Genomic DNA, 13,376 nt, shown 5'->3' on the forward strand with positions numbered 1-13,376 from the left:
TAAAGGTATCAAAATGCACGAAAAAATAATCCAAATGTTACGTCAGAATAATGGGTTTCGCGATTGGAACACGATGTTGCAAGATTTTAAATCAGATGAATTTAAATTGAAAATTGCTGGTCATATCAATAGTGAGCCTGTTTATGAGTTCTTCAATACTTATTCTGATAACTTTGTATTAAACAGTAGTTCTATCACAATTTCTGTTCAACCCGTAAAATCATATATTCCATTTCATATACATGATTATGTAGAAATCAACATTCCTTTGGTAGGTAATTGTGTCGTAGTAACTGAGCATGAGCGTATTAAAGTTAATCAGGATAACATGATTTTTATCGGTATCAAAACTCCTCACAAAGTAGAACCAATTGGTAAAAATGGTGTAGTTTTAAATATTGAATTGCGTACGTCTGCTTTCTCTTTAAATGAACTTAATTTTTTGCAATCAAAGGGCAAAGGTATTTCAATTTCCAACTTACTTTTTTCTTTATTATCTGACGAAGATCATGGTGAAGGTCGATATAGTCTGTTCGAGATTGACCATGACCCCAAAATTACTGATATTATTTACGATATCATTGACGAATATTATGACAATAAAATTCAGTCCGATCAGATCATTAAATTAGAAATGTTGACTATGTTTTCCCTGCTGATCAGAAAAACTTATTATCGTGAGGCTCAAGTAACTGATTCAAAAAAGAAAAATAATAATTTGCTCTCTTTGTTACTTTATATTGAGAAAAATTATTCTGATATCACATTGGAGCAAATGGCACAGCACTTTGGCTTTAATCCAAATTATTTATCAGATTACTTAAAGAATGAAACTGGATTGTCGTTTATTAAATTAGTTCAGTTGCAAAGAGTAAATATAGCTGCAGAATATTTGACTTACACTAAGGCACCAATCGAAAAGATTGCTACCAGAGTAGGATATGAAAATGCGTCCTATTTTTATAAAATTTTCAGACATTACTTTGGCATTTCTCCAGCAAAATACCGTTCTAATACCAGATAAGGGCATTTTTTCGTGTTTTCTTTTTTCGTTAAAATCTGTGAAATCAACATAAATATTCTGTTTTTTATATATAGTTAACAGAAAAAATTTTATTTAGAATTTAGATAACTGATCAGTAAAATCATGACATTAAGGAATTTTATGATTTGTATTATCTAGGAGGATATTTATGGAAAGATTGCTAGATAACCCATTTATGAAAAAACTTCAAGAATGGGGCGAAAAAGTTGGGAAAAATAAGTTTTTGTCTTCTCTTCAAGCTGCTATGATGGGCACTATGGGGATTATATTAGTTGGCTCAGTAGCTCAGATTCTAATGGTATTCTTAGGACCAAATTTATTAAAAATTGTTTCAGAAAAAAATATAGTTTATACTTCCCTAAATTATATTTATCAATTTACCATGAATCTTATGTCATTATGGGTAGTTTCATTGTTAGCATATAATTATGCTAAAACTCTAAAATTAAAAGCCCCATTAATGAATATTTTGGATGCTCTGGTTTGCTTCTTTTTGACTGTTGGAACTATTACTGTTGGAAAAACTGGTCAATCAAGTATTGATATGACATTTTTAGGCACTCAGGGAATGTTTTTAGGATTTTTTGTTGCATTTTTGTCAGTGCAAATAGAAAAGTATTTTCAAAAACATAATATTCGAATAAAAATGCCAGATGTTGTACCTCCTTTCTTGGGGGAGAGTTTTTCTGCTTTGTTACCTTTATTATTTAGCACAATATTCTTCTCTGTTTTAGTAGGAGCAGTATCTTGCTTAACCAATGGAAAGTTTACTCTTGCTTCTGGTTTTACTGCGGTTTTATCTTATCCACTTAAGACTTTAACTTCAGTACCAGGAATGATAATACTTTGTACTTTGGCTTCTATTTTATGGTGTTTTGGTATTCACGGAACTATGTTGATTTCATCAATTGTTTTCCCTTTGTCTGTGCAAGCAATAGCGATGAATGCAGCGGCACATGGAGCTGGGCATCCCATGCAATTTTATCCTGTGTTTTTATATGCTGGTCTGTCAATGGTAGGCGGAACCGGCAATACTTTGCCACTAGTTCTGATGGGCTTAAGATCAAAGTCAGAACAAATTAAATCAATATCCAAAGTTTCATTAATTCCAGGATTATTTAATATCAATGAACCTGTAGCTTTTGGAATGCCTATTATGTATAATCCGATTTTATGTATACCGTATGTTTTAAGTGTCCCTATTATTATGTTCCTAACATATTTAGGATATAAAAGTGGATTTATTCAAGTTCCTTGGATTTTAATACCTCCAATGATGCCTTTAGGATTTCAGAGATATTTAGAAGGATTAAAATGGCAAAATGCAATTTGGGATTACTTGATGGTTATTCCATCAGCGATTTTATATTATCCATTCTTCAAAATTTATGAAAAACAATTATTGGCAAAAGAAAAAAGTAAAAAGAATAACTAATAAAAGAAGGTGACATTTATGGTAAAGTTTCCTAAAGAATTTTTATGGGGTGGAGCGGTATCTGCTAATCAAACAGAAGGCACTTTTTTACAAAAAGGAAAGGGTTGGTCAACGGCAGATATTGATAAATTTATACCGGAAACTGAACGAAATTCAGGTCCTTCGAATAATTTAGTGACAAGAACAGACATAGAATTCGCTATGGATGATGAAAAAGGTAGATATCCTAAAAGAAATGGTATTGATTTTTACCATCATTATAAGAGCGATATAAAAATGTTGGCAGATGCAGGTTTTAAAATGTTTCGGACTTCAATTGCATGGTCAAGAATTTTTCCTAATGGCAATGACGTTGAACCAAATGAAGAAGGACTAAAATTTTATGATAAAGTTTTTGATGAGTGTTTAAAATATAATATTCAACCTATGATTACATTGTCCCATTTTGAAATGCCACTAAATCTCGTATTAAAGCAAAATGGCTGGCTTTCCCGTAAAACAATAGATCAATTTGTTCATTTTGCAGAAGTAGTTTTTAGAAGGTATAGAAACAAAGTAAAATATTGGATTACTTTTAATGAAATTAACGTTCTTGAAATGAGTGGTTTTACCAGTGGTGGAATAGTTGCGGATAATGTTAAAAATAATATTGAAACTAGGTACCAAGCAGCCCATCACCAATTTTTGGCTAGTGCATTAGCTGTTAAAAAATGTCACCAAATAATTCCAGATGCAAAAATTGGAGGGATGATTGCTCGTTTTGAGAGTTATCCCGGTACTTGTAAGCCTGAAGATGCTTTAGCAAATTTAAAAGCTAATCAAAATAATTTGTTCTTTAGCGATGTACAAATTCGAGGACAATATCCTGATTATTTTGCAAGATTTGCAAAGGAAAATAATATTCAAATTGATTTTAGGCAAAACGATAAAGAAATTTTAAAAGAAGGAGTTGTCGATTTCTTAGGCATTAGTTATTACTCATCCATGATTGCTTTTGATCCAAAATCTAGCGAGGGTAAAAAAATGACATCAGGAAATCTTAAATTATCTTTTAAAAATCCTTATCTGAAATCCAGTGATTGGGGATGGCAATATGATCCAATTGGGTTAAGAATAGCTTTAAATGAATTATACGATAGATATCAGATTCCTCTTTTTGTTGTAGAAAATGGTCTAGGAGCAAAAGATTATATAACTAAAGATAACAAAATACATGATGATTATAGAATTGAATATTTAAAGCAACATATTAAGCAGGTTGGTGAAGCTTGCGAAGATGGTGTAAAAGTTTTAGGTTACTTGATATGGGGTTGCATAGACTTAATAAGTGCTGGATCTTGCGAAATGTCAAAACGGTATGGAATTATATATGTTGATCTGGATGATAATGGTAAAGGAACACTTAACCGCAAGAAAAAAGTTTCTTTTGATTGGTATAAGCAAGTAATAGAATCAAATGGTTCAAATATCTAGTTTTGGTAAGGTAAGTTATGAATTCTCTAAATTTCAAAATAAATTCAAATTCGAAAACACCATTCCCACATTATTGGGAAATGTGTGTCGGCAGCAGTCATGCATATACTGCATTGAGAGCTGATTATCAAGAGCAATTAATCAAGGTTCATCAGGAACTCGGTTTTAAATATGTTCGTTTTCATGGTTTGTTTGACGATGAAATGAGTGTCTGTATTGAAAATTTTGGTTTTGACGGGAAATCGCAAGGAATCACTTATAATTTTGTTAATATCGATAAGATTTATGATTTTTTACTCAAAATTGGTATGAAACCTTTTGTAGAATTAAGTTTTATGCCAACCTGCTTGGCTTCAAAAAAGAATCAAATCTTTCCTTATGGTGGCAATAACTCTATGCCAAAATATGATAAGGCGTGGACGGATTTAATAAACAAGTTTATTAAGCATATTATTAAACGCTATGGTAAAGAGGAAGTGGAATCATGGTATTTTGAGGTTTGGAATGAACCTAATTTGCCAATATTTTTCTCAGGTACCAAAGAAGATTATTTCCACTTGTATGAAATAACTGTAAAAGCTGCCAAGAAGATTGATGAGAAATTGCGCTTTGGTGGTCCTGCAACATCTTACAATTCATGGGTACCAGATATGATTGATTTTTGTCAGGAAAACAAGTTGCCTTTAGACTTCATTTCAACACATCATTATCCGACAGATGATCCGTTGTGGGAAAGTGGCATGGATATCGATGAATTCTTCAAGAAGACTAACGGGGTTCCACAAGATTACTCTCGAGGGATATTAAAATCTATGACTACCAAAACAAGAGAAGAAGCTCAAAACTATCCACTCTTTTATACAGAATGGAGTGTTTCAGCAATGGTTGGTGATTCCGCTCATGATACACCTTACGGGGCAGCAATGGTAGCCAAAACTTTAGCAGATAATGATGGACTAGTTGATGGCTATTCTTACTGGACATTTTCTGATATTTTTGAAGAACAGTCGCAAAAGCCCGGTATTTTTCACGGCGGTTTTGGAATGCAAACAGTTGATGGCATAGAAAAGCCTGTTTATAGATTATTTGAAATATTCCATAATTTAGGCTACCAAAGAATTAAGGTTGAAGATAATAATAATGCAACTGCAGAAATTTTAGCTATCCAAAAAGGTAATGACCTTCAGATCGTAGCATATAATCATAATGTACCAAAAAAGCCAATTAAAACAGAGCAGTTGGAAATAAATCTAGATAAAACAATTAGTGGTACCTGCGAAATAAAAAGAATTGATAAAAATCATGCTAATCCAAAGAAATTGTGGCAAGAGATGGGTGAACCAACCTATGTTAACAAGGATCAAGTTAAGAAATTGCGTGCTGCTTCACAGGTAAAAGCGGATAGCCTAAAAATAAAGGATGGTAAGATTAGCTTTGAACTAATACCACAATCATGCGCATTGATTACCGTTTCTAATTATTTTTAAAACAATAAAAGAACTTTAAACTACTGTGCTTAAAGTTCTTTTTTATGGTTGCAAAAGTAATTAAATTACATAACAGATAAAAAGCGGTAAAATGCTTTCATCAAAAAAATTATTTTACAAAAAGTTTATTAACGCTTACGAATGTAAACATTTTTATATAATAACATTTATTGTAAATAATTTTGGCAAAACAACTTTTAAGTGATTAAATAACTAAAAATAGCCCCAATTTTTGTCTAAAAAAAGGTATAATTTGAAATGAATTGAAGGGAGTTTTTTTACAAATGATGTGTGATAATTTGTTTTTCAAAATTTTGTGGGTAGTCGTTTACGCTATTACCGCTTATTATACCTTTACCGGCAATATGATGATGGGGATGTACTGGATGGCAGGCGGTATGCTGGCTCAAGCAGTAGTTGACCTTGTCTATCATTTTTGGCCAAATCGTAAAAAGTGCTAAATAAGTTTTAAATTTTAATAGCGTAAGTTTATTAAGGATTAATTTTTAACTCAGTGGGTAAAGAATTGTCCTTTTTTGTTTTCCTTGATAATAAAAACCCCGAAACTTATCCAGTTTCGAGGTTTTGCTTTTAGCTAATTTAATTCTTGGCAACATTCACTTTACGGATGTAACGGTTTTTACCAATTCGGTAGAAAGTCTTCTTCTTAATACGGTAGGTCTTGCCGTTGATTTTGACAATCGCGCCTTTCTTGAGTTTCTTCTTCGAAACACGTTTGCCTTTGTGTGTGTACTGATATGACGCTTTACGCAACTTTACAAAACGTGACTTGAACTTGTGCTTTGCTGGAGTGACCGTAGTAGAGTCACTATTGCTATTAGATGAACTGCTAGAGTTACCAGAGTTTGAATTACCACTTACGAGGTGACCAGTCTTCTTATAGTTTGCAACTGCATCATTAATCTCTTTAGTTAAGGCATCAACGGTTGATTGTGGAACGCCCATTGCTTTGGCTGCACTATAGCGCTGATTAATGGTATCTCCCCACTTATTATCAGCAGTTGACATATGTTTCCAATGATAGAGGTGACTTGTGTATTCAGCAAAAGCTGCATCAAGTGCATCCGTATTTGCTACTGGCACATCAGGGTTATTGCTATCTACGGGGTGAAAATCTCTGGACGCAAGATCAGTTGGATCTTCGGTATTTTGTACTAGAACTACCTCGTCAGCAGGATAATCAATCTCATTCCAGTCTTCATAGTTAACATAAGTCTCGGCAATTTTGCCACCACCGAAGTCTTGTAAGGTTTCCATACCAGGTAATCCGCCAATTAATAATGTTAAATAGAATGATCTACCGTGCATTGAAATAGGTGGTTTAGCATCGTCGCTAACTTCACGTACAACCTTAGTACCAGCAGGGTAAACTCGACCTGATGGTCCTCTTAAAGCGTACTTTAAAGTACCATATTGTAGCCAAACTTTGGTTCCTTGGTGATTGGCTGAAACAGTTTGAACATTGTCTAGATTAAAGACTGCAGTCATTGGCGCAGCCAGACTTAAAGCGGCAATCGTTGCAAAGATTATGCGTTTATTCTTCTTCATTTTTTCACTCCTTATAACAAAAAACTATTGCTTTACTGGCAGAACCGATATCAACGAACTGGGAGTAAAATGCTGTCTTCTTCTACCAGTATACTACAAGCTAATTTTGAAAAGGAGTGTCAACTTCAGCTGTAATGCGATTAAACTATTTTTTTACTGATCGTTTTCTTTTAAAAAGCTCTGAATAATTCTTTCTCTCATAGTTAGAAAGACTTGATTATGGCCAGTAGGGTGGATTCGATTGGTCAAAAGAATTAAGCCCGACTTTTTCACACGGTCAAGAAGCATCAGAACACCAGTGAAGCCGGTATGCAGAATCAGCGGATAGTGCAACTGAGGATCAAAGCGCAAGTCCCAGCCCCATGAGCGTGGCTTGATACCCGCCGGATTTTTATTATCGAATAACATTGCGACAAGTTCTTGACTGAAGGGTAGAATGTGTTTATCCAAGCCCAAGTAACCTTTACTTAATTTAACCAAGTCATTCATTGTGGAGAAGAGTCCTGCTGAACCGCAATCACTACCAAGCTGGCGTGCTTTAGGATCGTGCGGTTCTCCTTGCAAAACTTTTCCTTGGTAAACAGCAGTTGGGACACATAATTCCTTAGGGGGATTGAATGTCGTATTTTCCAAACCAGAAGGCTCAATTATTAATTTTTGACCAACTTCTTGAACTGGTTGCCCAAATATTTTTTTAACAACCAACCCCAACAAGATAAAATTCGTATCGGCATAGCGCATTTGATGTTCAAACTCGTCTGTGACGGGTAAATGAATGATGGCATTGATTAATTCGTCGCGAGATAACTGATCGCGCTTTTCAATCCAGCCACGTATTCCGCTGGTATGAGTAAGCAGATGAAAAAGGCGGACACGTTCATCTTTAAATTCAGGAATAAAGTCGTGCAGTGGTTCAGTAAAATTGAGCTGTCCGTCTTGATATAATTTGAGAAAAATATTTTCAGTAATAATTACTTTGGTCAGACTGGCTAAATCATAAATAGCAAACGGGCTAAGTTGCGTAACTGTCGGATAGGTACTTGCAAAGCCGACGGTTGAAGTGAAAACTTGTTCATTTTTTATAAAAGCATAGTTAACGCCCGGTACAATGCGTTCCGTAACCATTGATTCAATTAAATTTTGGGTGTTTGAGTAGTCAATCATATAAACTATCCTTTGTTCAAAGTTTCTTACTCTATTATATACAATTCATTGATTTATTTTTGCAAATAAGTGTGAATGAAATTTTAAATGTTAAAAAACAGATTTAATGGTAAATTTGATGTAATCGCTTGCATAAATGGAATTCTAATGTTAGATTTAAGTTTGTAAAATAAAAGAACTTTTATTTGACGTGTTACTGGTAATGCAGGCAAGATCAAATGTATGTAATTAAGAACCGAGATTAACGGTTTTATTTACGTATGTTTGGTCTTTTTTATTGAAATAAAAGAAGGAAAATTATGGATAATCATAAAATCGCGCTACAAATCTTAGATGGTGTAGGTGGAAAAGAAAATGTCTCTGGTTTAACTCATTGTTTTACCAGATTGAGATTTGTTTTAAAAGACGAAAGTAAAGCTAGTACGGATAAAGCTTCCAGTATAGAGGGAGTGATTCAGGTCGTAGAGGCCAGCGGTCAATTTCAAGTTGTTTTAGGTAATAAAGTTGAAGCAATCTATGATGAAATCATGCCTCTGCTCGGAACTACTGAGACCGAAAATGATGAGCAAGACAAAAAAGTTGGTATTGGTACAAAGATTTTAAATGTTGTAACTGCTATTTTTACGCCAACTATTCCGGCCATTGCTGCTTCGGGAATGTTAAAGGGTATCCTGGCTGTTGCAGCATTAATTGGCTTAAATGTCTATCACGTTGATATAAAGACATTTAATACTTATATTATTTTGAATGCCGCTTCAGACGCTTTATTTTATTTTATGCCAGTGATTTTGGCTAGATCGGCTGCTAAAGTTTTTAAAACAAATGAATACATAGCTATGACTCTGGGAGCAACGCTATGTTATCCCACTTTGGTAGAGTTGATGACGGGAAACAAAGCAGTAACGCTGTTTGGGATCGGAATTACCAAGGCAAATTATGTTTCCTCGGTTGTTCCCATCATCATAGCAGTTTTTGTACTGGCCTACGTTGAAAAATTTGTTAAAAAAATAATGCCGGATGTGCTCAAAATAATTATGGTACCAACTTTGTCTTTACTTATAATGGTACCGGCAACCTTAATGATTTTCGGCCCAATTGGTATTTATATTGGTAACGCTGTTAACTGGGCATATCACTATATCATGAATTTGAGTCCGATTTTATTGGGCGCCTTTGTTGGTGGTATTTGGTGTGTACTTGTTATTTTTGGTGCTCACAGAGCAATCATTCCAATTGGTATAAACGATGTTGCTAAAACAGGACGACAAAACCTGCTCGCTTTTGCCGGTGCAGCAAACTTTTCACAAGCTGGTGCTGCTTTGGGAGTTTTTCTCAAAACTAAAAATAAAAATCTGAAAACTGTTGCAGCTTCAGCTACAGTGACTGCATTGTTTGGTATTACCGAGCCGGCTATTTATGGTGCTAACTTGCGTCTGAAAAAGCCTATGGTTTATGCAGTAATTAGTGGTGCATTAGGCGGTGCTTTGATGGGCTGGGGAGGTTCTTACGGAAATGCTTTTGCAAATCAAGGTGTCTTGACCATTCCCGTATATGCTTCTGCCGGAACTAAGGCTTTCATTTGTTACATTTTGGGTTGTTTAATTGCCTTTGGTGGAGCTTGCACTTTAACAGTTATATTAGGTTTTAATGATTTACCTAGTGATGCAGCTCCAGCAGAAAAAAATAGTTCAAAAACTGACCAGATTGAGGATAATCAGAAAGAAAATCCTGCTAAAACCATTGATGAAGATTTAGTTGCAGATGACTGCGACTTATCTGTAAATTCTCCTGTTGAAGGTAAAACGATACCTCTAGCTCAGGTTTCAGATGAAGTTTTTGCATCCGGAGTTTTGGGTAAAGGTATTGCAGTTCAACCTGCTTCAGGAAAAATTTTAGCTCCTGCAGATGCCACAGTCAGCATGATATATCCTACTTTACATGCAGTTGGTTTAATATTAGACAATGGAATTGAAATGATGATCCATATTGGCATAGACACAGTAAAACTAAATGGACAGTATTTTGAAAAGCATGTTCAGGATGGAGATCATGTCAAGAAGGGGCAACTGCTAGTTTCATTTGACATGCAAAAGATTGAGCAGGCAGGTTATGACTTAACCACGACCGTTGTAGTGACTAATTCGAAAAACTATGCAGCCATTGGTTCGACAAACAAGGATAACGTCACTAATAACGATCAGTTGTTATACCTGTTATCAAATTCATAATATCTAAGTCTAAAAAATGATTAAATAGAGGAGTAAATATGGAAAAATTTGACTCAGACTTTTTATGGGGTGCGTCCTCATCAGCCTTTCAAATTGAAGGCGGATGGAACGAAGATGGTAAGGGAGAATCAGTTGCAGATTATAATTCTTTTCTTCATGCTGGTCCCGAGCAAGCTGACACAAAAGTAGCCAGTGATTTTTACCATCATTATCAAGAAGATATTTCTTTAATGAAAGAATTAGGTCTTAAAGTATACCGTTTCTCCATTGCCTGGGCGAGAATTATTCCTGATGGTGATGGTCAGGTTAACCAAAAGGGGATAGACTTTTACAATAAAGTGATTGACAGCCTAATCAAAAATGGGATTGAGCCGTTTGTTACTCTATATCATTTTGATTTGCCTCTGGCCTTGGTAGAAAAATATAACGGCTGGGAAAACAGGTCTTGCATTTCTGCTTTTAGAAGATACGCCCAAATATGTTTTAAAGAATTTGGTGACAGAGTCAAGAACTGGCAGGTAATCAATGAGCAAAACCTGATGGTTCGTGTAGATGAGCGCTTAAATATGTATCATGTTAAAGCCAAGAATAAAGAACGTGTCAGAGCTCAAATGGATTACAATATGTTTGTAGCAAGTGCCTACGTTATGCAAGATTGTCATAAGATGGTGCCAAACGGTAAAATAGGACCAGCAATATCATCCACCATGACTTATCCGGCATCTACTAAGCCACTTGATGTTTGGGCTGCTAAAATGAATGACAATTTTAAAACTAATTATGCCCTAGAAATGTATTGTCATGGTCAATATCCTGGGTACTATAGCAATTACCTTAAAAAAATTGGCATTTTGCCATCAATGCAGGATCAAGATGAGCAAGTATTACGGGATGCTCGGCCTGACTTCATAGCAGTCAATTATTACCGTACGCTCGTTGCCAGTTACTTGCCGAGCGATGCTAAGCACCCATTTGGTACAAGGAAAAATGATGTGGATTTTGATCTGTATGGCTATTTTAAGATCGAAAAAAATACTAACTTGTCCGCAACGGAATATGGTGCTCAAATCGATCCAATGGGCTTAAGAATTGTACTGAATGAATATTATCGTCAGTTTCGTTTACCAATGATTATTACTGAAAATGGTTTAGGTACTCCAGACATTATGGCAAAGGATGGCAAGATTCATGATCAATACCGCATAAAATATCTTGCAGATCATATCCGGGCTTGTTATGATGCAATTCAGGATGGGGTAAAACTAATCGGTTATTGTCCTTGGTCAGTTATGGATCTGTTAAGTTCACATCAGGGATTTAAAAAGCGTTATGGCTTTATTTACGTCAATAGAACTGACAATGATCTAAAAGATCTACGTCGGATTCCCAAGGACAGTTTTTACTGGTACCAAAAAGTTATTGCAAATAACGGATTGGTCAACTAAGCAATTGTATGCAATTAGGCGGTGAGCTGATGAAAGTGCTAAAAGTTTTGAATAATTCGCTTATTTTGGCATTAGATGAATCAGGTGCAGAGTGTATCCTAATGGGCAAGGGCATAGGCTACCATAAAGCAATTGGTTATCCTGTTAAAAAAGCTGAAATTCAAAAGATTTTTGTCTTAACCGATAATAAAATGCTAAAAAACTTTATTCAGCTAGCCAGTACAATAGATGAAACTTATCTAAATATTGTTAGGGAAATAATAGATTTTGCCGCTGATAAATATCAAATCAAGGTTAAAGATTACCTTTATTTATCGTTAGCTGATCATATTTCTTTTGTGGTAAAGCGAGTTAAAGAGGGAAATATAGGTGAAAATTTCAACTATCCTGACGTCTTACTTCACCATAGAAATGAATATCAGATAGGATTATTTGCAGTTAATTTGATTAATAAAAAAATGCATGTTTCGTTACCAAATAGCGAAGCAACAGGCATTGGTTTACATTTTGTGGATGCGGAAGTTGACGTTGGTGACCAACAGAAAAACAGGGAAATAGCTGATTTGGTAAGTAGTCTCGAAAAAATAGCTCAAAGGATTATCGGGGGAAAAATCGACCAAAATACTTTCACTTACTCGCGTTTTTTGACTCATCTAAATTATTTTTGTGAAAGAGTTTATGAAAACAAACTGTTTTCAGATGAAGATCAAGAGGGACTATATCAAGACCTGGCTGCAAAAATGCCCAAGGAAGTTGAAATTATTAATGCTTTCGATGAGTTTATTAGGAAAAAAATTAACTTGAGGATTACTAAACAGGAGAAAATATACTTAATTGTTCATTTGCACAAAGTAGTTGAAGAAAATTGCAAAAAAGTGTAGTTGGTCAAAAATATGGGCAATAATAAAAAACTTCCGGATTGAAAAGCTTTCCGAAAGTTTTTCTTTGGGCTAAAAAACCTTATTAGTTAAATTTAGTTTTTGAACTGAAAGTACTTGACAATAACCGTCTCTTCAAGCATAATAATTACTGTTGATTTTGCCCGCTGGTCAAATGGTTAAGACGCCACCCTCTCAAGGTGGAGTTACGAGTTCAATTCTCGTGCGGGTGATTTAACACTGGGATATAGCCAAATGGTAAGGCACAGGTTTCTGGTTCCTGCATGTTTCGGTTCGAGCCCGGATATCCCAATAATTACATTTTTGCCTTTATATCAGGTGGTTTAAACACTGGTATAAAGGCATTTTTGTTTTTTCAAATTTTCTGAAACTAGCTCAAAGTGGGCTAAAAAACTTCATATTAGACTTCATATTTTTAAGCAGACGTGCAAGTGGGCTAATCTTAAATATTTAGCTAAATTGGTTTAGTTGGTTAATGGAAAACGTTAATTTTTAAGTGATTTAAAGGGATACTAAGTAAATTGAAAGTTGTTTAAGAAATGTTAAATTAAACAGTAGTACTAGTAAAAAAGACTTCATATTTTGGATGGGACTACAAACTGTGGTTAAAAAATAAAGTTTTAACCAAAAG

The 13,376-nt window shown here is 34.7% G+C and carries 10 protein-coding genes and 2 tRNA genes; 10 read left to right on the top strand and 2 right to left on the bottom strand.

Translation table 11 applies throughout. The features are described from left to right. The first annotated feature begins 13 nt into the window (after positions 1–13). The 5 genes from F5ESL0261_RS04235 (at position 14) to F5ESL0261_RS10160 (ending at position 5,901) form a co-directional block, all read left to right on the top strand. Positions 14–1,024, top strand: coding sequence for an AraC family transcriptional regulator (locus F5ESL0261_RS04235; protein ID WP_122052286.1), 1,011 nt, complete (start codon positions 14–16; stop codon positions 1,022–1,024). A 169-nt stretch (positions 1,025–1,193) separates the two neighbouring features. After that, positions 1,194–2,480, top strand: a complete 1,287-nt coding sequence (locus tag F5ESL0261_RS04240) for a PTS sugar transporter subunit IIC (RefSeq protein ID WP_122052287.1) — start codon at positions 1,194–1,196, stop codon at positions 2,478–2,480. 18 nt (positions 2,481–2,498) lie between these two features. Beyond that, positions 2,499–3,953: a glycoside hydrolase family 1 protein gene (locus tag F5ESL0261_RS04245; RefSeq protein ID WP_122052288.1), complete on the top strand. Its 1,455-nt coding sequence runs from the start codon at positions 2,499–2,501 to the stop codon at positions 3,951–3,953. A 17-nt stretch (positions 3,954–3,970) separates the two neighbouring features. After that, on the top strand, positions 3,971–5,440 hold the full coding sequence (locus tag F5ESL0261_RS04250; RefSeq protein ID WP_122052289.1) for a beta-xylosidase: 1,470 nt from the start codon (positions 3,971–3,973) through the stop codon (positions 5,438–5,440). 284 nt (positions 5,441–5,724) lie between these two features. Continuing rightward, positions 5,725–5,901, top strand: coding sequence for a hypothetical protein (locus tag F5ESL0261_RS10160; RefSeq protein WP_162833769.1), 177 nt, complete (start codon positions 5,725–5,727; stop codon positions 5,899–5,901). Positions 5,902–6,040: 139 nt separating this feature from the next. On the opposite strand, the gene F5ESL0261_RS04255 is transcribed toward F5ESL0261_RS10160, so the two are convergent. After that, positions 6,041–7,009, bottom strand: a complete 969-nt coding sequence (locus F5ESL0261_RS04255; RefSeq protein WP_122052290.1) for an SLAP domain-containing protein — start codon at positions 7,007–7,009, stop codon at positions 6,041–6,043. Positions 7,010–7,162: 153 nt separating this feature from the next. Further along, positions 7,163–8,173 carry a serine hydrolase gene (locus tag F5ESL0261_RS04260; protein WP_122052291.1) on the bottom strand — a complete coding sequence of 337 codons (1,011 nt, stop codon included), beginning with the start codon at positions 8,171–8,173 and terminating at the stop codon, positions 7,163–7,165. A 299-nt stretch (positions 8,174–8,472) separates the two neighbouring features. On the opposite strand from F5ESL0261_RS04260, the gene F5ESL0261_RS04265 reads away from it, so the two are divergent. The 5 genes from F5ESL0261_RS04265 (at position 8,473) to F5ESL0261_RS04285 (ending at position 13,037) form a co-directional block, all read left to right on the top strand. Continuing rightward, on the top strand, positions 8,473–10,401 hold the full coding sequence (locus F5ESL0261_RS04265; RefSeq protein WP_122052292.1) for a beta-glucoside-specific PTS transporter subunit IIABC: 1,929 nt from the start codon (positions 8,473–8,475) through the stop codon (positions 10,399–10,401). 38 nt (positions 10,402–10,439) lie between these two features. Next, on the top strand, positions 10,440–11,846 hold the full coding sequence (locus tag F5ESL0261_RS04270; protein WP_122052293.1) for a glycoside hydrolase family 1 protein: 1,407 nt from the start codon (positions 10,440–10,442) through the stop codon (positions 11,844–11,846). Between the two features lie 29 nt (positions 11,847–11,875). Further along, positions 11,876–12,727, top strand: coding sequence for a PRD domain-containing protein (locus tag F5ESL0261_RS04275; protein WP_122052294.1), 852 nt, complete (start codon positions 11,876–11,878; stop codon positions 12,725–12,727). A gap of 158 nt (positions 12,728–12,885) precedes the next feature. Beyond that, a tRNA-Glu gene (locus F5ESL0261_RS04280) sits at positions 12,886–12,957 on the top strand. Positions 12,958–12,965: 8 nt separating this feature from the next. Further along, positions 12,966–13,037, top strand: a tRNA-Gln gene (locus tag F5ESL0261_RS04285). Positions 13,038–13,376 lie beyond the last annotated feature (339 nt).

It is taken from the genome of Lactobacillus sp. ESL0261 (assembly GCF_003693025.1).
GTDB classification, from domain to species: domain Bacteria; phylum Bacillota; class Bacilli; order Lactobacillales; family Lactobacillaceae; genus Lactobacillus; species Lactobacillus kullabergensis.